Raw genomic sequence first — 23,938 nt, forward strand, 5'->3', positions numbered from 1 at the left:
CGGCCTGGCACGCTGCGCATTGGCAGCGCCACGCCTGCCCGGCATAGTACCGGCCATTCGATCATTGGATGGAGCCTCACTATGCGCTGGTTGTTGCTCGGCTTGGCGGGAGCCGCGATCTTTCTCTACGGCCGGATCAGCGGCGATGCGCAACTGAGCCTGCTGACCAAGGGCATTCCGGTGATCGCCCTGCTGCTCTGGCTGCGCCAGGCGCCGGCCGGCACCTACCGGCGCTGGATCGGCATCGGTCTGCTGTGCTCCCTGGCCGGCGACATCCTGCTGGACTGGCCGGGCGATCTGTTCGTGTTCGGCCTCGGCGCCTTCCTCCTCGGCCACCTGGCCTACCTGCGCGCCTACTTCTCCGACACCCGCCGCCCGGCCCTGCCCGCCCTGCTGCTGGCGCTCGGCGCCGGCGGCGCGATGTTCGCCGTGCTGGCCGCCAGCGGCCTGGGCCCGATGTTGATTCCGGTGGCCTGCTACGCCCTGGTCATCAGCCTGATGCTGTGGCGCGCCCTGGCCCGCCTCGGCAACCCCGAGCTGCAGCCGCGCTCGACTTATCTGGCCGCCGCCGGCGCGGCGCTGTTCGTGCTTTCCGACAGTCTGATCGGCATCGATCGCTTCGTCGCCAGCTTCGCCGCCGCGCCCTACGCCATCATCCTCAGCTACTGGGCCGGCCAATGGGGCATCACCGCCTCGGCCTTCGCCCGCCGCGCCTGAGCTGTTACGCCGATGAAACAGCAGGACGGCGATAAATCGACTATAGGAGTTACAGGGCAGTCCACTTCAGGGTGAGCGATATGGTGGTGATCGGGCGGGCGGTCGGGCTGATCATGCTGGCGACCGGGTTGTCTGGCTGCGGCAGCTTGCTACCCAGCGAGCGGGCCGAATCGCTGTCACCCTTCGGCGATTACCTCGACGCCGAGATGCGTTACTCGCAGGCGGTGCCGGGGCTGACCGACCGCGCCGAACTGTTCTCCCTTGGCTTCGACCCGCTGGCCCATGGCAACGGCAAGATGCTCTCGTTCATCGACGTGCGGCTGATGTTCGTCCAGCCCAACGTACCCATCGCCTACCTGCCGGACGGCCTGGTGCACTGCCTGGAGGCCAAGGACCGCTGCGTGGGCTACGCCTTCGAGTTCACCAAGACCGATACCCAGCGGGTCGGCAGCTTCTGGGCCGACGTGCTGAACTTTCGCAAGAACCGCGAGCTGCAGGGTTGGGTGTTCCGTGCGGTGTTCGTGCTGGTCGACGACAAGCTGGTGCACAAGGTCAGCAACGGCGAGCCGAACATCCGCCGCCTGGAGGTCAAGCGCAACCCGCTGGGCCCACTGCAGGGCGCCGGCGAATTCTTTTCCGACCAGTTGAAGTAGTGCCTGTTCAGCCCGGCCGCGCTCTTGGCTAAAATGCCGGCCTTTTCCGCTGCCCGTTGCGACCACCCGTGAGCCAAGAACCCGACCGTCTATTCGCCCAGCCGCTGGCCGAGGTGCCCGATTTCGTCTTCAACGAGGACGTGGTGCGGGTGTTCCCCGACATGATCAAGCGCTCGGTGCCCGGCTACCCGACCATAGTCGAGAACATCGGCGTGCTCGCCGGTCAGTTCGCCCAGCCACACACCCTGCTGTACGACCTCGGCGCCTCGCTCGGCGCGGTGACCCAGGCGCTGCGCCGCCACGTGCGCGTCGATGGCTGCAAGGTGATCGCGGTGGACAACTCGCCGGCCATGGTCGCCCGCTGCAGCGAGTACCTGCACGCGCAGGACGCCATGTTCCAGGAACTGCTGCCGGCGGAAGTGATCGAGGCGGACATTCTTGCCTTCGAGCTGCAACCCGCCTCGCTGGTCACGCTCAACTTCACCCTGCAGTTCATCCCGCCGGAGCGGCGCCTGGAGCTGCTCACGCGCATCCGCCAGGCGCTGCTGCCGGGCGGCGCGCTGATCCTCTCGGAAAAGCTGCGCTTCGAGGACGCCGCCGAGCACAAGCTGCTCACCGAGCTGCACGTCGCCTTCAAGCGCGCCAACGGCTACAGCGAACTGGAAATCGCGCAGAAGCGTAGCGCCATCGAGAAGGTGATGCTGCCGGACAGCCTCCAGCAGCACCGCGAACGCCTGCTGGCCGCCGGTTTCAGCCAGGTGGTGCCCTGGTTCCAGTGCCTGAACTTCGCCTCGCTGGTGGCCCTGCCATGATGCGCGATCTGGACCTCGACGCCCTACAGGCGCAACTGGCCGGCACCCCGCTGCAGGACTGGGCAGCCGATCTACCCGGTCAGCTCGACGCCAAGCTGGCCATCGGTCACGGCGATCTGACGCGCTGGTACGGCGCCGTGCAGGCGCTGCCGTCACTGACAGTGAGCGAAGTGGAGCTGGCGCAGCGCTTCGCCTTCGGCGGCGCCTGCGACGAGGCCAGCCGCGCGCAATTGAAAGCTGCCCTGCAGGGGCTGATTCCCTGGCGCAAGGGGCCGTTCGAGCTGTTCGGCGTGCACATCGACACCGAGTGGCGCTCGGACTGGAAATGGCAGCGCGTCGCCCCCCACCTGGATCTGGCCGGCAAACGCATCCTCGACGTCGGTTGCGGCAACGGCTACTACATGTGGCGCATGCTCGGCGCCGGGGCTGGCAGCGTGATCGGCATCGACCCCAACTGGCTGTTCCTCTGCCAGTTCCTGGCGATCAAACGCTACATGCCGGAGCAGCCGGCATGGCACCTGCCGCTGGCCTTCGAGGAACTGCCGGCCAAGCTGCAGGGCTTCGACACGGTGTTCTCCATGGGCGTGCTGTATCACCGCCGCTCGCCCATCGACCACCTGCTCGACCTCAAGGACGCGCTGGTCAAGGGCGGCGAACTGGTGCTGGAAACCCTGGTGGTCGAGGGCGACGCCGAACAGGTGCTGGTCCCCGAGGATCGCTACGCGCAGATGCGCAACGTCTGGTTCCTGCCCTCGGTCCCAGCGCTGCAGCGCTGGCTGCGCCGCGCCGGCTTCGAGGACGTGCGCTGCGTGGACGTCAGCACCACCTCGGTGGACGAACAACGCGCCACCGAGTGGATGCGCTTCCAGTCGCTACCGGAATTCCTCGACTCGGCCGACCACAGCCGCACCGTCGAAGGCCTGCCGGCGCCGACCCGCGCCGTGCTGATCGCGCGCAAGCCGTAGCCCCGGTGCGCCACGCGCACCGCCAGATAGGCCCTACCGACCACGCAACCAGTACGCCCGCCGCTGCGCGATCAGCCGTAGCGGTTCGCTCGCCCCCTGCTCCACCACGCCGCGGGCACTGCCCAGGCGAATCCACCCCGCGGCATCCTGCGCCAGCAGACGGCGCATGCGCCGACGCCAGCACCAGGCGCCGATCCAGTCGGCGATGGCGTTCTGCAGATCCAGCGGCCACATGGCCGGCAGATAGAACTCGGGCATGGCTGGACGCGACTTGTCGCACTCGTTCGAACCTTTCATGGCCTTTCCTCCTGTTCAGTGCCGGCTTCTGGCCGGGCTTGCGAGCAGGATGAAACGCGCCTATCGTTCAAACAAACGACAAATATCAAACCATGAGTTAATTATTATTTAACGATCATGAACACGGCAGCCCCCATCTCCCTGCCGCTGCTGGAAAGCGATGTGCTGCGTACCTTCGTCGCCATCGCCGACAGCGGCAGCTTCACCCGCACCGCGGCGCAGGTGTTTCGCAGCACGGCGGCCGTCAGCCTGCAGATCAAACGCCTGGAGGAAAGCCTCGGCCAGCGCCTGTTCGTCCGCGAGGCCAGGCGCGTGCGCCTGACCGCCGAGGGTGAGCTGCTGCTGGGTTATGCCAGGCGCCTGCTCAGGCTCAACGAGGAGGCGGTGGCGCAGTTTCTCCAGCCGGCGCTGAGCGGCCGGGTCTGCCTGGGCATCCCGAACGATCTGAGCACGCGCGTGCTGCCTGGCGTGCTGACTAGCTTCGCCCGCAGCCATCCGGCCGTGCAGGTGGACGTCTGCGTGGGACGCAGCGTGGATCTGGTGGCCAAACTGGAGCTGGGCGAACTCGACCTGTGCCTGATCGAGACCGGCAACCAGGGCCTGGACGATACGCTCGGCGTGGTGGTCCATACCGAGCCGCTGGTCTGGGCAGGTCGCGACGGCGGCCTGGCGGTACAGCGCTCACCGCTGCCGCTGGCCCTGGCCAATCCCGGCTGCGCCTGGCGCCGTGCGGCGCTGGACGCCCTCGACCGGATTGGCCTGGACTATCGCGTGGCGTACTCCTGCGATCAAAGTGCGGGGCAGGAAGCGGCGATGATCGCCGATCTGGCGATAGCCCCCTTCCCGCGCGGTCTGGTCCGGCCGCCGCTACGTCGCCTGGGCGAGGAGCACGGCCTGCCGCCGCTGGACGACTACCAGATCAGGCTACTGCGCGGCACTCAGGCCAACGACACCATCGAGGCACTCGCCACGCAGGTGATTCAGGCGTTTACGCAGAGCTGAACGGCGCGCATCGGATACGGGGCGGTACGCATGGCCTAGGCGGCGCCGCGACGCCCTGCAGCGGCTAACCGCGATTGGCCGCCGCGACGATCAGCGCCTTCATCTCCGCCACCGCCTGCTTGAAGCCGACGAACAGCGCATGGGCGACGATGGCATGGCCGATGTTCAGCTCGTTGATCCCGGAAATCGCCGCCACCGCCTCGGCGTTGTGGTAGTGCAGGCCATGCCCGGCGTTGACGATCAGGCCATGCTGCAGGCCGCAGGCGACGCCGTCGCGGATGCGCGCCAGTTCGCGGGCGGCTTCCTCGGGGGTGTGGGCATCGGCATAGCGCCCGGTGTGCAGTTCGATGGCCGGCGCACCGACGCGCCGGGAAGCCTCGATCTGCCGCGCCTCGGCGTCGATGAACAGCGACACCTCGCAGCCGGCGCGGGAAAGCCGCTCGACTGCGGCGGCGATGCGCGCCTCCTGGCCGGCCACGTCGAGGCCGCCTTCGGTGGTCAGCTCCTGACGGGTTTCCGGCACCAGGCAGACGTGCGCCGGGCGGATCTGCTCGGCGAAGTCGAGCATGAAGTCGGTGACGCCCATCTCGAAGTTCATCCGCGTCTGCAGCACCTCGGCGAGGATCCGCACGTCACGATCCTGGATATGCCGGCGATCCTCGCGCAGGTGCACGGTGATACCGTCGGCGCCGGCCTCCTCGGCATCCAGCGCGGCTTTCACCGGATCGGGGTAGCGGGTGCCACGGGCCTGGCGCAGGGTGGCGACGTGATCGATGTTCACGCCTAGCAGGATTCGGTTGGCGTCAGTCACGCTTGGGCTCCTTGAGCGTCATGAAGAGTTCGCGGCTGACCAGCGGTCGGCCGCCCAGATGAGGTGCCAGCGCCTGACGCATCAGGCGCTTGGCCGCAGCCAGGGCGCCGGGGGCGCTCCAGTCGGCCTCGGCCATGGCCAGCAGGTCGCGGCCGTGAAATACGCCGGGCTGCAATTGCGCCACCGGCACCAGGCCGGCGTCCAGCTGCCAGCGGTACAGGCCGTCGGGCGCGACCGGCGCGCCCTGCTGGTCGCGATCCAGGGCGAAACCATAGCCCAACTCGTCCAGCAGGCGCCATTCGAAGGCACGCAGCAAGGGCTCCAGCGGCCGGCCGGCGGCCAGCGCCTGCAGCGTCAGGGCATAGTGTTCGAGCATCCGCGGGTGCGGGTCTTCGGCCGGCAGCAGGCGGATCAGCAATTCGTTGAGGTAGAGCCCGGAGAACAGCGCCTCGCCGCTCAGCAGCAGCGGAATGCCGGCGCTTTCCAGACGCCCGACCGTCTTCAGCTCGCCACGCCCGCGCAGCTCCAGCTCCAACGGGGCGAACGGCCGGGCGATGCTGCCGGCCTTGCCGCGCGCGGCGCGCAGCACGGCGCGCAGGCGCCCCTGGGGGGTGAAGAAATCCACCAGGGCGCTGCTTTCCTTGTACGGACGGCTATGCAGGACGTAGGCGGCGTGGCTCATCGGCGTGGCCGCCTGGGTACTCTATGACGGGCACCGATGGTGCGCACGGCGCGGTCTACTCCAGGTAGCCCAGCGAGCGCAGCGCGCGCTCGTCGTCGGACCAGCCACCCTTGACCTTGACCCAGAGGTTGAGCATGACCTTGGAGTCGAACAGCACCTCCATGTCCTTGCGCGCCTCCTGGCCGATGCGTTTGATGCGCTCGCCCTTGTCGCCGATGATGATCTTCTTCTGCCCGTCGCGCTCCACCAGGATCAGCGCATGGATATGCAGAATGCGCCCTTCCTGCTTGAACTCCTCGATCTCCACGGTGATCTGGTAGGGCAGTTCGGCGCCGAGCTGACGCATGATCTTCTCGCGCACCAGTTCGGCGGCGAGGAAACGGCTGGAGCGGTCGGTGATCTGGTCTTCCGGGAAGAAGTGCTCGCCTTCCGGCAGGCGCTCGGCCACCAGCTGCTCCAGGGTGTCGAGGTTGCTGCCCTGCTGCGCCGAGATCGGCACCACTTCGGCGTTCGGCAGCTGCTGCTGCAGCCATTGCAGGTGCGGGATCAGCTCGGCCTTTTCCTCGAGGCGGTCGACCTTGTTCACCGCCAGGATCACCGGTCCCTGCACGTACTGCACGCGCTCGAGCACCATCTGGTCTTCGTCGGTCCAGCGCGCGCGGTCGACCACGAAGATCACCACGTCGACGTCCTTGAGCGCCGAGGCCGCGGTCTTGTTCATGTAGCGGTTGAGCGCCTTGTCGCTGTTCTTGTGCAGGCCGGGGGTGTCGACGTAGACCGCCTGGATCTCGCCCTCGGTCTTGATCCCGAGCATGTTGTGGCGCGTGGTCTGCGGCTTGCGCGAGGTGATCGCCAGCTTCTGCCCGAGGATATGGTTGAGCAGCGTCGATTTGCCCACGTTGGGGCGACCGACGATGGCGACATAGCCGCAGCGGCTCACAGGTGCATCAGTCATTGCCGTTCTCCACCCCGAGGGCGATCAGTGCCGCAGCCGCGGCGACCTGCTCGGCGATACGCCGGCTGCCGCCCTGGCCCAGGGTCTTTTCATTGAGTAGGGCCACCTGGCACTCGACCATGAAGGTACGGCAGTGCGGCTCGCCCTGAATGTCCACCACCTCGTAACGGGGCAGTTCGCAGGCGCGCGATTGCAGAAACTCCTGCAGGCGCGTCTTCGGATCCTTGTTGGTGTCGACCAGCGTCAGGCCATCGAGCTCGCCGGTCAACCAGTCCAGCACGCGCTCGCGCGCCGCGTCCATGCCGGCATCCAGGTAGATGGCGCCGATCAGCGCCTCCAGGGCATCGGCGAGGATCGACTCGCGGCGGAAACCGCCGCTTTTCAGCTCGCCCGAGCCCAGGCGCAGGTACTCGCCCAGCTCGAAGCCGCGCGCCAGCACGGCCAGGGTCTCGCCCTTGACCAGGCGCGCGCGCAGGCGCGACAACTGGCCCTCGCGCGCCTGCGGGAAGCGCTCGAACAGCGCCTCGCCGGCGACGAAGTTGAGGATGGCATCACCGAGGAATTCCAGGCGTTCGTTGTTGCGCCCGGCGAAACTGCGATGGGTCAGGGCCAGGACCATCAGGTCCTGGTCCTTGAAGCTGTAACCGAGCTTGCGCTCGAGGCGGGACAGGTTGGAACTCACGGCATGCGTACACGAAATTCTTTGTCGAAGTTCGCCACCAGATCGAGGTTCTCGATCAGCGGCTCGCGTTTCTCATACTTCAGGTGGACCAGGAACTCGTTGTTCTCCACCTTGACCTTAAGCACGTCGCGCAGGTTCAGGTCGCGGATGTTGTTGACCTGCATGCCCTTGCTGACATGGTTGTAGAAATCGCCGACGGTGCGCACTTCCTGCGCGGCGTCGGTTTCCACCGAGGTGATGATCTTTTCCATCGACATGTAGTCGAGGTAGTGCGGCATCATCTTGAATGCGGTGCTGGCGAAAAAAGCCACCACGGCCAGTACCACCAGCCAGCCCAGGATGGACAGGCCCTGCTGCGAACGCGCGAAAGTCATGTGTATCCCCAATAGACGGTCTTGTTTGGAGCCTTGCGGCAAGACTATTTATAGCCTGCGGCGCTGCCGAAAGCAGCGCGCCAGTGCTCAATGAATCAGGCCGACACGGGAGAAATTGGGCAGGTTGCTGGTCTTGGGCTCCGGCCAGCTCATCCAGATGGCGAAGGCCTTGCCGACGATATGATCGTCCGGGACCATGCCCCACAGCTCCTGCGGGATCTTGCGGTCGCGCCAGTAGCGGCTGTCGTTGGAGTTGTCGCGGTTGTCGCCCATCATGAAGTAGTGCCCTTGCGGCACCACCCATTCGCCGCCGGGTTCGCGGCGCATGCGGCTCATTTCCTTGCGGATGGTGTGCTGCACCTGGCCCAGGCGCTCCTGATAGAGCATCGCGCTGCCCAGACTGCCGGCTTCTTCGCCGAGCAGTTTCTCCGCGACCGGCTCGCCGTTGATCAGCAGACGCTTGCCCTGGGTGTACTGGATGCGGTCGCCGGGCAGGCCGACCACGCGCTTGATGTAGTTGATGGTCGGGTCGCTGGGGTAGCGGAACACCATGACGTCGCCGCGCAGCGGGTTGTCCACCTCGATCACCTTGGTGTCGAGCACCGGCAGGCGGATGCCGTAGGCGAACTTGTTGACCAGGATGAAATCGCCCACTTCCAGGGTCGGCTTCATCGAGCCGGAGGGAATCTGGAACGGCTCGACCAGGAAGGAGCGCAGCACCAGGACGATGGCCAGCACCGGGAAGAACGACTTGCCGTACTCGACCAGCAAGGGCTCCTTGCTCAACCGCTCCAGCACGCGCTCGTCGGGCTCGTCGACGCGCCCCTGATAGGCGGCGATGGCCGAGCGCCGGCGCGGCGCCAGCAGAACCAGGTCGACCAGAGCCAGAAAGCCGCAAACGGCGACCGCGATAACCAACAGGAGCGGGAAATTGATCGACATAGAGCCTTAGCTATCCAACCTGAGCACGGCAAGGAAGGCTTCCTGTGGGATTTCCACGTTACCGACCTGCTTCATGCGTTTCTTACCAGCCTTCTGCTTCTCCAGCAGCTTTTTCTTACGGCTGACGTCGCCGCCGTAACACTTGGCCAGTACGTTCTTTCTGAGCGCCTTGACCGTGGTCCGCGCGATGATCTGGCCGCCGATGGCGGCCTGGATCGCCACGTCGAACATCTGCCGCGGGATCAGTTCCTTCATTTTCTCGGTCAGTGCACGGCCCTTGTAGGCCGCATTGTCGCGATGCACGATCAAGGCCAGGGCATCGACCTTGTCGCCGTTGATCAGCACGTCCAGCTTGACCAGGTTGGCCGACTGGTAGCGATCGAAATGATAGTCCAGTGACGCATAGCCGCGGCTGGTCGACTTGAGCTTGTCGAAGAAGTCCAGCACCACCTCGTTCATCGGCAGGTCGTAACGAACCTGAACCTGAGAACCGAGGAACTGCATGTCGCGCTGTACGCCGCGCTTCTCGATGCACAGGGTGATGACGTTGCCCAGGTGCTCCTGCGGCACCAGGATGGTCGCGGTGACGATCGGCTCACGGAAGTCGGCGACGGCCGAGACATCCGGCAGCTTGGACGGGTTGTCGACGGTGATGGTTTCCCCAGTCTTGAGCTCGAGCTCGTAGATCACGCTCGGCGCGGTGGTGATCAGGTCCAGGTCGTATTCGCGCTCCAGGCGCTCCTGGATGATCTCCATGTGCAGCATGCCGAGGAAGCCGCAACGGAAGCCGAAGCCCAGCGCGTCGGAGCTTTCCGGCGCGTATTGCAGCGACGAGTCGTTGAGGGTCAGCTTCTGCAGGGCATCGCGGAAGTCCTCGAAGTCGTCGGAGCTGACCGGAAACAGGCCGGCGTAGACCTGCGGCTGGATTCTCTTGAAGCCTGGCAGCACCTCGACCTCGGGGGTCGAAGACAGGGTCAGGGTGTCGCCCACCGGCGCACCATGAATGTCCTTGATGCTGGCGATGATGAAGCCCACTTCACCGGCTTTCAGGTCAGCAGTGGCGGTGTGCTTCGGGGTGAAGACGCCGACGCTGTCGACCAGGTGCACCTTGCCGGTGGACTTGACCAGGATCTTGTCACCTTTCTTGACGCGGCCCTGACGCACGCGCACCAGCGAGACCACGCCGAGGTAGTTGTCGAACCAGGAGTCGATGATCAGCGCCTGCAACGGCGCTTCGATATCCCCGGTCGGCGCCGGAATGGTCTGCACCAGGCGCTCGAGCACCTCGTCCACGCCCATGCCGCTCTTCGCGCTGCAGGCCACGGCGTCGGTGGCGTCGATGCCGATGATCTTCTCGATCTCGTCCTTGACGCGATCCGGGTCGGCCTGGGGCAGGTCCATCTTGTTCAGCACCGGCATGACCTCGAGGCCCTGCTCGATGGCGGTGTAGCAATTGGCCACCGACTGCGCCTCGACGCCCTGACCGGCATCGACCACCAGCAGCGCGCCCTCGCAGGCCGCCAGGGAGCGACTGACCTCATAGGTGAAGTCGACGTGACCGGGGGTATCGATGAAGTTCAGCTGGTAGGTCTTACCGTCCCGCGCCTTGTAGTGAAGGGTAACGCTGTGGGCCTTGATGGTGATGCCGCGCTCACGCTCCAGATCCATGGAGTCCAGGACCTGAGCCTCCATTTCACGTGCAGCGAGGCCGCCGCACATCTGGATGAAACGGTCAGCCAAGGTGGACTTGCCGTGATCGATGTGGGCAATGATGGAAAAATTGCGGATATGACTCAGGTCACTCACGGATCAACACTCGAAGAAGGCACAGGCAAGACGCTTGCCGAAAATAGCCGCGGATTGTACCCGATCCCTCGCGACCGCGTCACGTCCGCACCGCGCTGGTGCAGATACGCAGAAGGGCGCCCGAAAGCGCCCTTCTTCAGCATTGCCCGGATTACTCAGCCAGCTTGAAGGTGATAAAGCTGGCACGCCCCTGGCGCAGCACGCGCATCGACACCGAACGGTTCTTCGGCAGCTCCTGCGCGACCTTGGCGAAGGTGGCGGTGGAGTCGATGGCCTGGTTGTTCAGGTGGGTGATCACGTCGCCCGGACGCAGGCCGATCATCGCCGCCGGGCCGTTGAGCACCTCCTTGACCACCACTCCCCCCTTGAGGTCGAGACCCTTCTTCTGCTCGGCGGTCAGCTCCACCACGCTAACGCCCAGGCGGTTGTTGCTGCGTTCGCCGCCCGGCGTGCCGGCGGCCGCCAACTCCTGCCCCTCTTCCGGCAGGGTGCCGATGGTGAGCCTGAGCTTCTTGCGCGAGCCTTCGCGTACCACATCCATCTCGGCCTTCTCGCCCGGCTTGAGACCGCCGACCAGATGCGGCAGGTCGGCCGACATGACGATGGGCTTGCCGTTGAGGCTAAGGATCACGTCGCCGACCTGCAACCCGCCCTTGTCCGCCGGACCGTCCTCCAGCACCTGGGCGACCAGCGCGCCGGCCGGTTTGTCCAGACCGAAGGATTCGGCCAGGTCCTTGTTCACTTCCTGAATCACCACGCCGAGCCAGCCGCGGGTGACCTTGCCGTCCGCCTTGAGCTGGTCGGCCACCTGCAGCGCCACTTCCATGGGAATGGCGAAGGACAGCCCCATGAAGCCGCCGGAGCGGGTGAAGATCTGCGAATTGATGCCGACCACTTCGCCCTGCAGGTTGAACAGCGGACCGCCGGAGTTGCCGGGGTTGATCGCTACGTCGGTCTGGATGAACGGCACGTAGCTGTCGCTCGGCAGGTTGCGGCCCTTGGCGCTGACGATGCCGGCGGTCACCGAGTGGTCGAAGCCGAAGGGCGAGCCGATGGCCAGCACCCACTCGCCGACCTTGAGTTCGTCGGACTTGCCCAGGCGCACGGTGGGCAGATTCTCGCCCTCGACCTTGAGCAGGGCCACGTCGCTGCGCGGGTCGGCGCCGATCAGTTTGGCCTCCAGCTCGCTACGATCGGACAGGCGCACGATGATCTCATCGGCATCGGCGACCACATGGTTGTTGGTCAGCACATACCCGTCGGCGGAGATGATGAAGCCCGAACCGAGCGACTGCGCCTCGCGCTGGCGACCGCCGCCGGGGCCGCGCGGCACCTGGGGAATGTTGCGTTCGAAGAACTCGCGAAACATTGGCGGCAGGCCTTCCAGGTCGGGCATGCCCGGCTGAATGCCGGCCACCCGCTCCGGCACCTTCTGCCGGGTACTGATATTGACCACCGCCGGCGAGGCTTCCTCCACCAGTTCGGTGAAGTCGGGCAGGCTGGCCTGGGCCAGCAGACTCTGCCCCCAGAGCAGGGCAACCGCCAACAGCGGCGCAACGGATCTGAGCTTTCTCATCGACTACGACTCCCCATATGGAACGCAAACACTCTCAACTCGCCGCCGGCCCACCGGCCAGCAGCGCACGCAGGACAACGGGTTGCAAGGTCGGATCGTCGGCGACGCGCGACGCGCGCCAGCGCACCAGCAGCCAGGTGGCGAACAGACCGACAAGAGCACCGAGGATGACCCAGGGCTCGCTCAGGCCAAGGCCGTCGGCCAGCAGGGCGGCGCCCAACAGGCCGAGCAACGGCAACAGATAGACCAGCAGCGAGCTGCGCACCAGCAGGTCTTCGCGCACGCCGATCACCACGGCGTCGCCCACCGCGAGCTGCAACTGACAGAGGGCGCGCACATAACCACGCTGGCGGCCGACACTGAGACGCTCCATCAGCCCTTGGCCGCAGGCAGCATTGGCCGAACAGCTGGAACAGGTGCTCTTGCGCAGTGTCTCGACCCAGACCGCGCCGGGCTCGACCGCCACCACGCGACCCTGTTCTTCGATCATTGACTGACCTGTTCGGGGGCCCCGGCACGCATGGACAGGGCGATACGTTCGGCGGTACCCAGAGGGATCTCGCCGACCACGGTGACCATCACGTCGCCGGCCTCGGTGGCCATGCGCCGCGACACCGCGACGGTAGGACCGAGCTGGCTGCGTGCGTCTTCCACCACCGCTCCCTGCAGGGGCTCGAGAAAGACCGAGAAACGCGCCAGGCCGTCGCCGTACATCAGGCAGGCGACCGCCTCGTCGGAGGCAGGACTGCGCCGCAGCTGGGCGGCGTTGAGGGTGAACCCGGGGGGCAACCAGTCCGAACGCCAGCTGCCTTCGGCCACCTGATCGACCGAACGCAAGCGTACCGGACGGCAGCGCGAACTGGGTTGCAGGGCGCCCGCTTCGGGGGCCGTGGTCTGCAGCTGGGTGAACTGGAAGCGCTCCAGCAACTGACCCTTTTCGTTGAGCAGCAGGGATTTCAGCGGCAGACCGGTTTCCCGGTCCAGGTGCAATTCGAAGCCGTAGCGATGCTGGTCCTTGGGTGCCAACACCAGCACCACGGCGTTGCGTCCGGCGATGCGCGACTGGCCGGCGACGCGGATGTCGTACCAGTTGCCCAGTTGCTCGGCGTCCAGATGCCGTGCCGGCCAGGCCTGGGCGTCGCCGACCTGGTCGGCCAGCGCGCCGCTGACGCATTGGGTCTGGCCGTCGACCTTGAGCACCTCCTGGGCCGGGCCGTCGAGCTGCAGCAGGCGTTCGCGGATCGAGCCGCCCTCCTCTACCCGATGCCACACGCTGTGGGTGGAGAAACTGCCGTTGCGCTCGTAAACGAAGGTGCCCTGAAAGCTCTGCCCACGCTCGGCTTCGGCGAGGCGCTTGAGCCAATCTTGTGCATCAGCGGCATGGACCGGCAACGCCAGCCAGCCGCTGAGAAGAAAGAGAGGGATCGCGCGCATGTGACTCCTTAGCGGTTTTCCAGGCTGGCGGCTCGCGCATAAGGCAATGCGGTCTCACCGGCACTCATCGCCGCCTGCTGCGTGTGCTGGCGCAGGTAGGTCGGCAGGCGCTGCTCATGCCAGCCGGCGGTGCCGGGCTTGGCGGCTTCGCTCGACGCCTCGCCGCTGCTGTAACCGGCCAGCAGCGCCGGCCCTTGCACCTGCGGCACAGACAGCGTCGGCGCAGCGTCCTGCTGGGCCAACTGGCTGCCACTCAGTTCGTCCTGGTTGTACAGGCGCACGCCGGCGAGCACTGCAACGGTCACCGAAGCAGCCACCGCGAGACGACCGACACTGCGCCACAGCGGCGCCTTGCGCACCGGCACGACCTCGTCGGCCAGCGCCGCCGAGACCGCCGCGGCGATATCCAGGCGCGGCTCCAGCAATTCCCTGTGCATGGCCGCACGGGCGATCTGGTAACGCGACCAGGTGCCACGCAGCTCGCCATCCTCACTGGCCGCGAGCACACGCCGCAGCTCCAGTTCGTCCGCTTCGTTATCCATCACCGCGGACAGCGATTCCTGCAGGGTTTCACGACTCATGGTGTTCCTCTCTTGGCTGTCGCCGCTGCCTCAGGCTTCCTGCAACAAAGGTTGCAGAGATTTATCAATGGCCTCACGCGCACGGAAGATCCGCGAACGCACGGTACCCACCGGACACTGCATGACGCTGGCAATGTCCTCGTAACTCAGACCCTCGAACTCGCGCAGGGTCAAAGCCGTGCGCAAGTCGTCCGGTAGCTGGGCGATGGTTCGATGCACGGTGGCCTCGATCTCGTCGCGCAGCAATGCCCGTTCCGGTGACTCGATGTCCTTGAGGGCGTGGTCGCCGTCGTAGAACTCCGCGTCATCGCTACTGACATCACTATCTGGCGGCCGCCGACCGCGGGATACCAGATAATTCTTCGCCGTGTTGATGGCGATGCGGTACAGCCAGGTATAGAACGCACTGTCACCGCGAAAGTTTCCAAGCGCCCGGTACGCCTTGACGAAGGCTTCCTGGGCAACGTCCTGAGCCTCGTGGGTGTCGTGCACGAATCGCACGATCAAACCGAGGATCTTGTGCTGATACTTCAGCACCAACAGATCGAAGGCGCGCTTGTCGCCGCGCTGCACTCGTTCGACCAGTTGCTGATCATCTTCCTGGGTTAGCATGCACTCTCCTCATGATGCTTGGAGGAGGCTTGCGCCCCTGAGCGAATCAGCCTGCCAAGATAGACTCGGGCCTCGCGCAAAAGTTCTCCCCTCCAAGCAAGCTTCCCGCAGAGTCTGTTTTTCCCTCTGCCGGAGCGGCGCCAACGGGACGCATCCCGCTCGCGCGAATAATTTATCGCCACACGTTTTCCCAATTGATCGACGGTTTGACCGAAGATCGAGCGGGCACGCGCCGGCGCTCTCCCTTATATGGGCGACCCTGTATGGAACCTTAACGACTAAGAAAGTTCCCGAGCACTGCGGTCGGTCATAAGCTGGCTATTGTGCCGCCGACCCTCTCTATATACTAGGGCTCGCATTCCCGCGGAATTCGGACATGAACCAACACTTCCAGCACGATGTTCTGGTCATCGGCAGCGGCGCCGCCGGCCTGACTCTCGCCCTCACCCTGCCCGCCCGGCTGCGCATCGCCGTGCTGAGCAAGGGCAACCTGGCCAATGGCTCGACCTACTGGGCACAGGGCGGCGTGGCGGCGGTGCTGGACGACACCGACACCGTCGAATCCCACGTCGCCGACACCCTCAATGCCGGCGCTGGCCTGTGCCGTGAAGACGCCGCGCGCTTCACCGTGGAACACAGCCGCGAAGCCATCCAGTGGCTGATCGACCAGGGCGTGCCCTTTACCCGCGACGACCAGACCGCGCGCGAAGACGGCGGTTTCGAATTCCATCTGACCCGCGAGGGCGGCCACAGCCACCGGCGCATCATCCACGCCGCCGACGCCACCGGCGCGGCGATCTTCAACACCCTGCTGGAACGGGCTCGCCAACGGCCCAATATCGAGCTGCTGGAACAGCGCGTGGCGGTCGACCTGATCACCGAGCGCAAGCTCGGCATGTCTGGCGAACGCTGCCTGGGCGCCTACGTGCTGGATCGCGCGCGCGGCGAGGTAGACACCTTCAGCGCGCGTTTCGTGATTCTCGCCACCGGCGGCGCGGCCAAGGTCTACCTCTACACCAGCAACTCCGACGGTGCCTGCGGCGACGGCATCGCCATGGCCTGGCGCGCCGGCTGCCGGGTGGGCAACCTGGAATTCAACCAGTTCCACCCCACCTGCCTCTACCACCCGCAGGCCAAGAACTTCCTGATCACCGAGGCGCTGCGCGGCGAAGGCGCCCTGCTCCGCCTGCCCAGCGGCGAGCGCTTCATGCCGCGCTTCGACGAACGCGGCGAGCTGGCCCCGCGCGACATAGTCGCGCGCGCCATCGACCACGAGATGAAGCGTCTCGGTATCGACTGCGTCTACTTGGACATCAGCCACAAGCCGGCGGAGTTCATCAAGAATCACTTCCCCACCGTCTACGAACGCTGCCTGGGCTTCGGCATCGACATCACCCAGGAGCCGATCCCGGTGGTGCCCGCGGCGCACTACACCTGCGGCGGCGTGGTGGTCGACCAGCACGGGCGCACCGATGTACCCGGCCTGTACGCCATCGGCGAAACCAGCTTCACCGGCCTGCACGGCGCCAACCGCCTGGCCAGCAACTCGCTGCTGGAATGCTTCGTCTACGCCCGTTCGGCCTGCGCCGATATCGTCAATCAGCTCGACCAGGTGGCGATGCCGGCCGACCTGCCCGGCTGGGACGCCAGCCAGGTCACCGACTCGGACGAGGATGTGATCATCGCGCACAACTGGGACGAGCTGCGGCGCTTCATGTGGGACTACGTCGGCATCGTGCGCACCAACAAACGCCTGCAGCGCGCCGAGCACCGCGTGCGCCTGCTGCAGGGCGAGATCAACGAGTTCTACAGCAACTACAAGGTCAGCCGCGACCTGATCGAGCTGCGCAACCTGGCGCTGGTCGCCGAACTGATGATCGAGTCGGCGATGCGCCGCCACGAGAGCCGCGGCCTGCACTACACCCTGGATTACCCCGAGCAGTTGGCCGAGGCGCGCGACACTATCCTGACCCCGGCGCAGCCCAGCGCCGGCGGCTGAACTTCAGGCGCAGACGCAGGCGCCTGTGCAGCTCGCGCGGCAGCGCATCGCGGGGAATGCACAGACCGCGGCCGAAACGCTCGCCCGGAAGGCGAAAGCGCAGCACCACCGCCAGCGGCAAGGCCAGGCTATCTGGGCGCAACTGCACCGGCTGCCAGCCCTGCGCGGCGCTCCACAGCTGCCAGCCGAGGGCATCGCGACGCAACCCGCGCACGGCATGGGGCGAAGACAGCAGGATATGCCGCGGCAGCACCCAGGCGGCATGCGCCAGGCACAACGCCAGCGCCAGAACCTTGCCCCACAGGGGCACGGCGGCCAGCCAGGGCGCCAGCAGAGCCAGCGCCAAAGCGGCCAGATAGAGCCTCAGCAGCCCGCGCGAGGGCTGCCAATGGCACTCGAACACCTCACTGAGGTTGGACACGGTCCAGGATCATGCGCACCATGCGCTTGAGGTCGGCGTCTTCCGGCTCGCCGCGCTGCATGAACCAGCCGAACATGTCCTGATCCTCGCACTCCAGCAGCTTGCGATAGCGCGCCCGGTCGTCGGCATCCAGGTTGGGGTAGACCTCCTTGACGAAGGGCACCAGCAGTACGTCCAGCTCCAGCATGCCGCGACGGCTGTGCCAGAACAGACGGTTGAGTTCGGTTGCATCGACCATGGAACGGCTCCTTGAAAGAGGTCGGCAGTATAACGGCGAAAAGTCTCGCTGTTGACCCGAAGCGACGACCGCGCCCGCTGACAAGCGCCTATCGCGCCCTCTATGATGACGCCCCTGTCTTTTCTCCAGCGACTCGATTCCCACCATGGCCGATAGCGCGTACTTCACCCTCCTCGACCACGAAGGCCTGCTCGCCGTGCGCGGCGCGGATGCCGGCAAGTTTCTCCAGGGCCAGCTGACCTGCAACCTCGACTACCTGTCCGCCACCCAGTCCAGCCTGGGCGCCCGCTGCACGCCCAAGGGGCGCATGCTGTCGAGCTTTCGCATCGTCCCGGTGGACGGCGGCTACCTGCTGGCCATGGCGCGCGAGCTGGTCGCGGCGCAACTGGCCGACCTGCAGAAGTACGCGGTGTTCTCCAAATCCAAACTGAGCGACGAAAGCGCCGCCTGGGTGCGCTTCGGCCTGGCCGGCGGCGACACCCTGCTGGCCGAGCTGGGCCTGGAGCTGGGCGTCGAGCGCGATGCCCTGGCCAGCGCCGGCGAGCTGCTGGCCGTGCGCCTCGGCGACGGCCGCGCCGAGCTCTGGGCGCCGGCCGCTGCCGCCGAAGGCCTGCATAGCCGACTGGCCGCCGCGCTGCCGCAGGCGCCGCTCAACGACTGGCTGCTGGCCCAGGTGCGCGCCGGCGTCGGCCAAGTGTTCGGCGCCAGCCGCGAGCTGTTCATTCCGCAGATGGTCAACCTGCAGGCCCTCGGCGGCGTCAGCTTCAAGAAAGGCTGCTATACCGGCCAGGAAATCGTCGCGCGCATGCAATACCTGGGCAAGCTCAAGCGGCGCCTGTACCGCCTGCGCCTGAGCGGCACGGACACGCCGGCCGTCGGCGTCGAACTGTTCTCGCCGGTGCACGGCTCCAGCGTCGGCGAAGTGGTGCTGGCCGCCCAGGCGGGCGATACCGTTGAGCTGCTCGCCGTGTTGCAGGAAGATGCCGTCAACGATGGTCGTCTCCATCTCGGCAGCGGCGAAGGGCCGACGCTGACTTTGCTCGATCTGCCTTATCAGCTGGATGCCGACCAGGAAATCCAGCGCTGACTAAACTGCCCTGGCGCCGCATCGGATCGCCTAAGAGAGCCCATTGATGAGCAAGCTTGCCGAAAGAGTCCAACAGGAACTGATCCACGCCATCGAGAACGACGAGCTGGTGCTGCCCACCCTGCCCGAGGTGGCGCTGAAGGTGCGCGAGGCCGCGGAAGATCCGGATATCGGCATCCCGCAGATCAGCAAGGTGATCGGCAACGACGCCGCGCTCACCGCGCGCATCATCAAGGTGGTCAACAGCCCGCTGCTGCGCACCAACAAGGAAATCACCGACCTGCAGATGGCGGTCAGCCGCCTGGGCATCAACTACACCTGCAACCTGGCCACCGGCCTGGCCATGGAGCAGATGTTCCAGGCCACCAGCGACGTGGTCGACCGCAAGATGCGCGAGGTGTGGAACAAGAGCACCGAGATCGCCGGCATCTGCCATGTGCTGTGCCGCCACTACACCCGCCTGATGCCGGACCAGGCCACCCTCGCCGGCCTGGTGCACCAGATCGGCGTGCTGCCGATCCTCACCTACGCCGAGGAACACAACGAACTGCTGGCCGACTCCATCAGCCTCAACCACGTGATCGAACAGATCCACCCGATCATCGGCGACAAGATCCTGCGCACCTGGGAGTTCCCCGAGCCGATCGCCATGGTGCCCAGCCAGTACCTGAACTTCGCCCGCGACTCGGCCAAGGTCGATTACGTCGACATCGTCCAGGTCGCCACCCTGCAGAGCTACCTGGGCAGCGAGCACCCCTACACCCAGCTGGACTGGAGCACGGTGCCGGCCTTCGCCAAGCTCGGCCTCGACCCCAACGTCGACATGCAGGCCGACGAAGACCTCTCCGCCGCCATGGAAGCGGCGATGAGCATGCTGCAATAAAAGCGTCGCGGCGCGGCTGACAATCTGCCTCTAGACTCAAGCCCACAGTTGCGTCGGAAGCCGTCACGCATGCGCCTCGTCCTTTTCCTCTGCACCCTGCTGTTCGGTAGCCTGCAGGCCGCCGAGCCGCTGCGCCTGACCAACGGCGAGTGGCCGCCCTACCTGAGCGAGCGCCTGCCGCATCACGGCGTGGCCTCGCGCATCGTCGCCGAAGCCTTCGCCCTGCAAGGCATCGAGGTGCAGTGGGAATTCCACCCCTGGGCACGCTCGCTGAAACTGGCCGAACAGGGCCAGCGCGACGGCAGCGCGGTGTGGCTGTACAGCGCCGAGCGCGCGCAGCGCTTTCATATCAGCGACCCGGTGGTGGAAAGCGGCTATTACCTGTTTCACCGCAAGAGCCGCGCCTTCGACTGGAGCGCGATCGACGACCTGCGCGGCCTGCGCATCGCCGGCACGCGCGGCTATGACTACGGCGCGGCCTTCCAGCAGGCGGAGGCGGCGGGCGAACTGCAGGTGACCCGCATGACCAGCGACGAACAGGGTTTTCGCCAGCTGCTGGCCGGCCGCGTCGAGCTGTTTCCGATGGACAAGGTGGTCGGCTTCGACATGCTCTACCAGCACTTCAGCGCCGCCGACCGCGCCCGCCTGAGCTTCCACCCCAAACCGCTGCGCAGCGACAGCCTGCACCTGCTGCTGTCGCGCGAGGTGCCCGGCAACGCCGAGCGCATCGCGCGCTTCAACCGAGGCCTGGCGCAGCTGCGCGACAGCGGCAAGGTCGCGCAGTACCTGCTGGAGATCCAGCAGCCGTTAAGCCTCACCCCCTAACGGGAACTCCACCCGCACCCGCAACCCATTCGGCCGCACCTGGTGCAGGCTGATCTGCGCCTGGTGCGCGCGGCAGATCTCACCGACTATGGCCAGCCCCAGGCCGGCGCCGCTGCCCTGCGCGCCGCGCCGGTAGAAGCGCTCGAAGACCTTCTGATGCTCGTCCTCGGGAATCCCCGGGCCGTCGTCCTCCACCTCCAGCAGCGCCGGGGCCAGCACCCGCAGGATCAGGTTGCCGCCGGCCGGGGTGTGCGCCAGGGCATTGTCGATCAGGTTGTTGAGCAGCTCGTTGAGCAGGGTCGGCTCGCCGTCGATCCACACTGGCTGCTCGGCCTCCAGGGCCAGGGCGACGCCGCGGGCATGGGCCAGCGGCGCCATAGCCAGGCCCAGCTCGCGCGCCAGCTGGCTGAGGTCGATGCGCTGCGCGCCACCCTCGGCGATGGCCCGCGCGCCGCTTTCGATACGCGCCAACGACAGCAGCTGGTTGGCCAGCTGGGTCAGGCGATCGCCCTGCTGCGCCACCTGCTCCAGGGTGTCGCGCCACGCCTGCGGTTGCTCGGCGCGCAGGCCCAGGGCGATGCGCGCCTTGAGCGCCGCCAGCGGCGTGCGCAGCTCGTGGGCGGCGTCGGCGATAAACTGCGACTGGCGCTCGAAGAGCCCGCGCAGGCGCTCGTTGAACTGGTTGAGCGCCTCCACCAGCGGCAGCACTTCGCGCGGCAAGCCGGCATCGGGCAGCGGCTGCAGGTCGTCGCTGGCGCGTTCGGCCACCGCCCGGCGCAGGGTCTCCAGCGGGCGCAGGGCCAGGCTCACCGCCAGCCACACCAACAGCAGCGCGCTGACCGACAGCAGGCCCATGCGCCACAGGGTGCCGACCAGCAGTTCGCGGGCCATGCGCTCGCGCGCGCCCTGAGTCTCGGCCACGCGAATTTCCGCCATACCGTTGAGCTGCGGCTCGCTGACCGGCTGCAGCAGGCTGACCACGCGCACGCCCTGGCCGCGGTACTCGGCGTCGTAGAAATGCGCCAGCGCCGGGTAGTCGTCGGTGCGCCGGGTGCCGGGCGGCGCCGGCGGCAGGTCCTCGTAGCCCGAAACCTGCTCACCCTGCAGGTCGAGCACCTGGTAGTAGATGCGCCCGGCGCTGTCGTAGGCGAAGGTGTCCAGCGCCACGTAGGGGATATTGGCCCTGAGCCTGCCATCCTCGGCGTACAGGCCGTCGGCCACCGCCCGCGCCGAGGCCAGCAGGGTGCGGTCGTAGGCGGTGTCGGCGGCGCGCCGGGCGCTCCAGTAGGCGCTCAGGCTGCTCAGTAGCAGGATCAGCGCCAGCAGCAGCGCCAGGCGCCGCAGCAGGCGGCCGCGCAGGCTGGCGCCGCGGCTCATGCCTCGATCGCCTCCAGCAGGTAGCCGAGGCCGCGGAAGGTGACGATGCGCACCGCACGCCCTTCGAGCTTCTTGCGCAGGCGGTGGACGTAGATCTCGATGGCGTCGGCGCTGGCCTCCTCGTCCAGGCCGAACACCTGGGCGGCCAGCTGCTCCTTGCTCATCACCCGTCCGGGGCGGGCGATCATCGCCTCCAGCACCGCCTGCTCGCGAGCGGTCAGGCTCAGCGCCTCGCCGTCCAGGCTGAAGCGCCGCGCGCCGAGGTCGTAGACCAGCGTGCCGCAGCGCTGCAGCTGTTCGCCGCCGAGCACGCTACGGCGCAGCAGGGCCTTGACCCGTGCCTCCAACTCGGACAGCTCGAAGGGCTTGGCCAGGTAGTCGTCGGCGCCCAGGTTGAGGCCGTGCACCCGGTCCTTGACCTCGCCGCGCGCGGTGAGCATCAGCACCGGCAGGGTCTGGCCACGGTCGCGCAGGCGCGCCAGCACGGCGAAGCCGTCGAGCCGGGGTAGGCCGATATCGAGAATCGCCAGGGCGTAGTCCTCGCTGGACAAGGCCAGGTCGGCGGCCACCCCGTCGTGCAGCACGTCCACCGTCCAGCCGGCGCCCTTGAGCGCCTGGGCCACGCTTTCCGCCAACTGCGGATGGTCTTCGACCAGCAGAATCCGCACCGCCACCTCCGCCTGCAGCATCGTTCGAGGCGCGCAGTGTAGCGCCGTTGCGGCTGCTGTGAATTGCCGAGATGCCAGCAGGAGGCCCGCCTGCGGACCGTCGCAGGCGACGTCAAAAAACGCTCCAGGCGTTTTTTCAGTGCTGAAAGCCTGGCGAAAGCTTGCCCCCCTAGCATCGACCTCATGGTGGCTCGATCCACCTGCTCGAGCGACCCCGCAGTGGTGCGAGGTCGCGACAAAAACAAGAATGGAGACCACAAGATGCACGCAGCCTCACGTCAGGCCCTGCCACCTGTCCGCCTGCTCTGCCTGGCCATCGCCGCTGCCGGCGCCGCCCCCCTCGCCAACGCTGCCTTTATCGACGACAGCACGGCCAGTCTGACCGCCACCAACATCTACCTCAACCGCGATTTCCGTGAAGGCACCGGGCAGAACAAGCGCGAAGAATGGGGCCAGGGTTTCTGGCTCGACGTGCAGTCCGGCTACACCGACGGCAGCGTCGGCTTCGGCGTCGACGCCATGGGCCTGCTCGGCGTCAAGCTCGACTCCGGCGGCGGCCGCACCGGCACCGACCTGCTGCCGGTGCAGGACGACGGCGGCACCCCGGACGAGTTCAGCCGCCTGAGCCTAACCGCCAAGGTCAAGGTCTCCGCCACCGAGCTGCGCTACGGCTCGCATGTGCCCGAGCTGCCGGTGGTCAAGGCCAGCGACAGCCGCCTGCTGCCGCAGGTGTTCGAGGGTGGTCTGCTGACCTCCTCCGAGCTGGACGGCCTGACCTTCACCGGTGGCCGCCTGGACAAGGTGATCGACCGCGCCTCGACCAACTCCGAGGACCTGCTGCTCAACAGCAAGAACCGCCGCTTCGCCGCCGGCATCGCTGCCGATCACCTGGATCTGCTCGGCTTCGACTACGACTTCGGCCAGGGTTTCAGCGGCCGCTACTTCTACGCCGAGCTGGACGACATCTACCGCCAGCACTTCGTCGGCCTGCTGAGCAAGCACCCGCTCGGCGCCGGCACCCTGAGCAGCGACGTACGCCTGATGCTCAGCGACGACACCGGCGCGGCCAACGCCGGCAAGGTCGACAACCGCGCCTTCAACGCCATGCTCAGCTACGGCATCGGCAGCCACAAGTTCGGCCTGGGTTTCCAGGACATGAGCGGCGACACCGGCTATGCCTATATCGACGGCAGCGACCCCTACCTGGTCAACTTCGTGCAGATCAACGACTTCGCCAACGCCGACGAGCGCTCCTGGCAGGCCCGTTACGACTTCAGCTTCACCAACCTCGGCCTGCCCGGGCTGAGTTTCATGACCCGCTATATCAAAGGCAGCGACGCGCAGATCGCCGCCTCGGACGACACCGGCGGCGAATGGGAACGCGACATCGAGTTCAAGTACGTGGTGCAGAGCGGCCCGCTCAAGGACCTCTACCTGCGCCTGCGCAACGCCAGCTTCCGCTCCGATTTCGCCCGCGATGCGGACGAGAACCGTGTCATCGTCGGCTACACCCTGCCGATCTGGTAACCCACAATAAGA

General features: G+C 66.6%; 27 protein-coding genes. 10 read left to right on the forward strand and 17 right to left on the reverse strand.

Features of this window, described 5'->3' with window-relative positions; genetic code table 11:
- Positions 1-81: 81 nt before the first annotated feature.
- The 4 genes from AC1G9C_RS16840 (at position 82) to cmoB (ending at position 3,147) form a co-directional block, all read left to right on the forward strand.
- Complete coding sequence (locus AC1G9C_RS16840; RefSeq protein ID WP_480408254.1) at positions 82-717, forward strand: lysoplasmalogenase; 636 nt, start codon at positions 82-84, stop codon at positions 715-717.
- A gap of 80 nt (positions 718-797) precedes the next feature.
- On the forward strand, positions 798-1,370 hold the full coding sequence (locus AC1G9C_RS16845; protein ID WP_480408255.1) for a hypothetical protein: 573 nt from the start codon (positions 798-800) through the stop codon (positions 1,368-1,370).
- A 68-nt stretch (positions 1,371-1,438) separates the two neighbouring features.
- Positions 1,439-2,182: a carboxy-S-adenosyl-L-methionine synthase CmoA gene (gene cmoA, locus AC1G9C_RS16850; protein WP_480408256.1), complete on the forward strand. Its 744-nt coding sequence runs from the start codon at positions 1,439-1,441 to the stop codon at positions 2,180-2,182.
- Complete coding sequence (cmoB, locus tag AC1G9C_RS16855; protein WP_480408257.1) at positions 2,179-3,147, forward strand: tRNA 5-methoxyuridine(34)/uridine 5-oxyacetic acid(34) synthase CmoB; 969 nt, start codon at positions 2,179-2,181, stop codon at positions 3,145-3,147. Before cmoA ends, cmoB begins: the two co-directional genes overlap by 4 nt.
- Positions 3,148-3,180: 33 nt before the next feature.
- Here cmoB and AC1G9C_RS16860 read toward each other — a convergent pair whose 3' ends face one another.
- A complete protein-coding gene (locus tag AC1G9C_RS16860) occupies positions 3,181-3,444 on the reverse strand; it encodes a hypothetical protein (RefSeq protein ID WP_480408258.1) in 264 nt (87 codons plus the stop codon).
- 117 nt (positions 3,445-3,561) lie between these two features.
- On the opposite strand from AC1G9C_RS16860, the gene AC1G9C_RS16865 reads away from it, so the two are divergent.
- Positions 3,562-4,446 (forward strand): LysR family transcriptional regulator, encoded by an 885-nt coding sequence (locus AC1G9C_RS16865; RefSeq protein ID WP_480408259.1) that lies wholly within the window; start codon positions 3,562-3,564, stop codon positions 4,444-4,446.
- Between the two features lie 64 nt (positions 4,447-4,510).
- Here the strand turns inward: AC1G9C_RS16865 and pdxJ are convergent, their stop codons facing one another.
- From pdxJ to rpoE, 12 genes are all read right to left on the reverse strand, one after another.
- On the reverse strand, positions 4,511-5,257 hold the full coding sequence (gene pdxJ / locus AC1G9C_RS16870) for a pyridoxine 5'-phosphate synthase (protein ID WP_480408260.1): 747 nt from the start codon (positions 5,255-5,257) through the stop codon (positions 4,511-4,513).
- On the reverse strand, positions 5,250-5,939 hold the full coding sequence (gene recO, locus AC1G9C_RS16875; protein WP_480408261.1) for a DNA repair protein RecO: 690 nt from the start codon (positions 5,937-5,939) through the stop codon (positions 5,250-5,252). Before recO ends, pdxJ begins: the two co-directional genes overlap by 8 nt.
- 55 nt (positions 5,940-5,994) lie before the next feature.
- Positions 5,995-6,894, reverse strand: coding sequence for a GTPase Era (gene era / locus AC1G9C_RS16880; RefSeq protein ID WP_031303358.1), 900 nt, complete (start codon positions 6,892-6,894; stop codon positions 5,995-5,997).
- Positions 6,887-7,576: a ribonuclease III gene (rnc, locus tag AC1G9C_RS16885; protein WP_397488220.1), complete on the reverse strand. Its 690-nt coding sequence runs from the start codon at positions 7,574-7,576 to the stop codon at positions 6,887-6,889. Before rnc ends, era begins: the two co-directional genes overlap by 8 nt.
- A complete protein-coding gene (locus AC1G9C_RS16890; protein ID WP_480408262.1) occupies positions 7,573-7,950 on the reverse strand; it encodes a DUF4845 domain-containing protein in 378 nt (125 codons plus the stop codon). Before AC1G9C_RS16890 ends, rnc begins: the two co-directional genes overlap by 4 nt.
- Positions 7,951-8,037: 87 nt before the next feature.
- Positions 8,038-8,892 (reverse strand): signal peptidase I, encoded by an 855-nt coding sequence (gene lepB / locus AC1G9C_RS16895; protein WP_021444826.1) that lies wholly within the window; start codon positions 8,890-8,892, stop codon positions 8,038-8,040.
- Between the two features lie 6 nt (positions 8,893-8,898).
- Positions 8,899-10,698 carry a translation elongation factor 4 gene (gene lepA / locus AC1G9C_RS16900; protein ID WP_021444825.1) on the reverse strand — a complete coding sequence of 600 codons (1,800 nt, stop codon included), beginning with the start codon at positions 10,696-10,698 and terminating at the stop codon, positions 8,899-8,901.
- Positions 10,699-10,849: 151 nt separating this feature from the next.
- On the reverse strand, positions 10,850-12,274 hold the full coding sequence (locus tag AC1G9C_RS16905) for a DegQ family serine endoprotease (protein ID WP_457787660.1): 1,425 nt from the start codon (positions 12,272-12,274) through the stop codon (positions 10,850-10,852).
- 34 nt (positions 12,275-12,308) lie between these two features.
- A complete protein-coding gene (locus tag AC1G9C_RS16910; RefSeq protein ID WP_480408263.1) occupies positions 12,309-12,764 on the reverse strand; it encodes a SoxR reducing system RseC family protein in 456 nt (151 codons plus the stop codon).
- Positions 12,761-13,708 carry a MucB/RseB C-terminal domain-containing protein gene (locus AC1G9C_RS16915; RefSeq protein WP_480408264.1) on the reverse strand — a complete coding sequence of 316 codons (948 nt, stop codon included), beginning with the start codon at positions 13,706-13,708 and terminating at the stop codon, positions 12,761-12,763. Before AC1G9C_RS16915 ends, AC1G9C_RS16910 begins: the two co-directional genes overlap by 4 nt.
- 8 nt (positions 13,709-13,716) lie before the next feature.
- Positions 13,717-14,289 (reverse strand): sigma-E factor negative regulatory protein, encoded by a 573-nt coding sequence (locus AC1G9C_RS16920; protein ID WP_021444821.1) that lies wholly within the window; start codon positions 14,287-14,289, stop codon positions 13,717-13,719.
- A 30-nt stretch (positions 14,290-14,319) separates the two neighbouring features.
- On the reverse strand, positions 14,320-14,901 hold the full coding sequence (rpoE, locus tag AC1G9C_RS16925; protein WP_003245473.1) for an RNA polymerase sigma factor RpoE/AlgU: 582 nt from the start codon (positions 14,899-14,901) through the stop codon (positions 14,320-14,322).
- A gap of 376 nt (positions 14,902-15,277) precedes the next feature.
- Between rpoE and nadB the strand changes: the two genes are divergently transcribed.
- Entirely contained in the window at positions 15,278-16,900 is a 1,623-nt protein-coding gene (gene nadB, locus AC1G9C_RS16930; RefSeq protein ID WP_480408265.1) for an L-aspartate oxidase, read from the forward strand.
- Here the strand turns inward: nadB and AC1G9C_RS16935 are convergent.
- On the reverse strand, positions 16,863-17,321 hold the full coding sequence (locus AC1G9C_RS16935; protein WP_480408266.1) for a protein YgfX: 459 nt from the start codon (positions 17,319-17,321) through the stop codon (positions 16,863-16,865). The two genes, nadB and AC1G9C_RS16935, sit on opposite strands and share 38 nt — an antisense overlap.
- Positions 17,305-17,559 (reverse strand): FAD assembly factor SdhE, encoded by a 255-nt coding sequence (locus AC1G9C_RS16940; protein ID WP_021444818.1) that lies wholly within the window; start codon positions 17,557-17,559, stop codon positions 17,305-17,307. The genes AC1G9C_RS16935 and AC1G9C_RS16940 overlap by 17 nt, the downstream gene beginning before the upstream one ends.
- A gap of 145 nt (positions 17,560-17,704) precedes the next feature.
- Between AC1G9C_RS16940 and ygfZ the strand changes: the two genes are divergently transcribed.
- The 3 genes from ygfZ (at position 17,705) to AC1G9C_RS16955 (ending at position 20,354) form a co-directional block, all read left to right on the forward strand.
- The gene (ygfZ, locus tag AC1G9C_RS16945; RefSeq protein ID WP_480408267.1) at positions 17,705-18,646 is read left to right on the forward strand and encodes a CAF17-like 4Fe-4S cluster assembly/insertion protein YgfZ; all 942 of its coding nucleotides are present in this window, start codon (positions 17,705-17,707) and stop codon (positions 18,644-18,646) included.
- 46 nt (positions 18,647-18,692) lie between these two features.
- Positions 18,693-19,529 carry an HDOD domain-containing protein gene (locus AC1G9C_RS16950; RefSeq protein ID WP_021444869.1) on the forward strand — a complete coding sequence of 279 codons (837 nt, stop codon included), beginning with the start codon at positions 18,693-18,695 and terminating at the stop codon, positions 19,527-19,529.
- 69 nt (positions 19,530-19,598) lie between these two features.
- Positions 19,599-20,354: a substrate-binding periplasmic protein gene (locus tag AC1G9C_RS16955; protein ID WP_480408268.1), complete on the forward strand. Its 756-nt coding sequence runs from the start codon at positions 19,599-19,601 to the stop codon at positions 20,352-20,354.
- Here the strand turns inward: AC1G9C_RS16955 and AC1G9C_RS16960 are convergent.
- Both AC1G9C_RS16960 and AC1G9C_RS16965 read right to left on the reverse strand, forming a co-directional pair.
- Positions 20,337-21,731, reverse strand: a complete 1,395-nt coding sequence (locus AC1G9C_RS16960; RefSeq protein ID WP_480408269.1) for a sensor histidine kinase — start codon at positions 21,729-21,731, stop codon at positions 20,337-20,339. The genes AC1G9C_RS16955 and AC1G9C_RS16960 overlap by 18 nt on opposite strands.
- Positions 21,728-22,399: a response regulator gene (locus AC1G9C_RS16965; RefSeq protein ID WP_397498255.1), complete on the reverse strand. Its 672-nt coding sequence runs from the start codon at positions 22,397-22,399 to the stop codon at positions 21,728-21,730. Before AC1G9C_RS16965 ends, AC1G9C_RS16960 begins: the two co-directional genes overlap by 4 nt.
- 261 nt (positions 22,400-22,660) lie before the next feature.
- Between AC1G9C_RS16965 and AC1G9C_RS16970 the strand changes: the two genes are divergently transcribed.
- Positions 22,661-23,926: an OprD family porin gene (locus AC1G9C_RS16970; protein ID WP_480408270.1), complete on the forward strand. Its 1,266-nt coding sequence runs from the start codon at positions 22,661-22,663 to the stop codon at positions 23,924-23,926.
- Positions 23,927-23,938 lie beyond the last annotated feature (12 nt).

It is taken from the genome of Pseudomonas sp. ABa2 (assembly GCF_056676075.1).

Coding starts and splice junctions, on each gene's coding strand:
- AC1G9C_RS16840 (WP_480408254.1), top strand. CDS start 82: ATGCGCTGGTTGTTGCTCGGCTTGGCGGGAGCCGCGATCTTTCTCTAC.
- AC1G9C_RS16845 (WP_480408255.1), top strand. CDS start 798: ATGGTGGTGATCGGGCGGGCGGTCGGGCTGATCATGCTGGCGACCGGG.
- cmoB (WP_480408257.1), top strand. CDS start 2,179: ATGATGCGCGATCTGGACCTCGACGCCCTACAGGCGCAACTGGCCGGC.
- AC1G9C_RS16860 (WP_480408258.1), bottom strand. CDS start 3,444: ATGAAAGGTTCGAACGAGTGCGACAAGTCGCGTCCAGCCATGCCCGAG.
- AC1G9C_RS16865 (WP_480408259.1), top strand. CDS start 3,562: ATGAACACGGCAGCCCCCATCTCCCTGCCGCTGCTGGAAAGCGATGTG.
- recO (WP_480408261.1), bottom strand. CDS start 5,939: ATGAGCCACGCCGCCTACGTCCTGCATAGCCGTCCGTACAAGGAAAGC.
- era (WP_031303358.1), bottom strand. CDS start 6,894: ATGACTGATGCACCTGTGAGCCGCTGCGGCTATGTCGCCATCGTCGGT.
- AC1G9C_RS16890 (WP_480408262.1), bottom strand. CDS start 7,950: ATGACTTTCGCGCGTTCGCAGCAGGGCCTGTCCATCCTGGGCTGGCTG.
- lepB (WP_021444826.1), bottom strand. CDS start 8,892: ATGTCGATCAATTTCCCGCTCCTGTTGGTTATCGCGGTCGCCGTTTGC.
- AC1G9C_RS16905 (WP_457787660.1), bottom strand. CDS start 12,274: ATGAGAAAGCTCAGATCCGTTGCGCCGCTGTTGGCGGTTGCCCTGCTC.
- AC1G9C_RS16910 (WP_480408263.1), bottom strand. CDS start 12,764: ATGATCGAAGAACAGGGTCGCGTGGTGGCGGTCGAGCCCGGCGCGGTC.
- AC1G9C_RS16915 (WP_480408264.1), bottom strand. CDS start 13,708: ATGCGCGCGATCCCTCTCTTTCTTCTCAGCGGCTGGCTGGCGTTGCCG.
- AC1G9C_RS16920 (WP_021444821.1), bottom strand. CDS start 14,289: ATGAGTCGTGAAACCCTGCAGGAATCGCTGTCCGCGGTGATGGATAAC.
- rpoE (WP_003245473.1), bottom strand. CDS start 14,901: ATGCTAACCCAGGAAGATGATCAGCAACTGGTCGAACGAGTGCAGCGC.
- nadB (WP_480408265.1), top strand. CDS start 15,278: ATGAACCAACACTTCCAGCACGATGTTCTGGTCATCGGCAGCGGCGCC.
- AC1G9C_RS16940 (WP_021444818.1), bottom strand. CDS start 17,559: ATGGTCGATGCAACCGAACTCAACCGTCTGTTCTGGCACAGCCGTCGC.
- ygfZ (WP_480408267.1), top strand. CDS start 17,705: ATGGCCGATAGCGCGTACTTCACCCTCCTCGACCACGAAGGCCTGCTC.
- AC1G9C_RS16950 (WP_021444869.1), top strand. CDS start 18,693: ATGAGCAAGCTTGCCGAAAGAGTCCAACAGGAACTGATCCACGCCATC.
- AC1G9C_RS16955 (WP_480408268.1), top strand. CDS start 19,599: ATGCGCCTCGTCCTTTTCCTCTGCACCCTGCTGTTCGGTAGCCTGCAG.
- AC1G9C_RS16960 (WP_480408269.1), bottom strand. CDS start 21,731: ATGAGCCGCGGCGCCAGCCTGCGCGGCCGCCTGCTGCGGCGCCTGGCG.
- AC1G9C_RS16970 (WP_480408270.1), top strand. CDS start 22,661: ATGCACGCAGCCTCACGTCAGGCCCTGCCACCTGTCCGCCTGCTCTGC.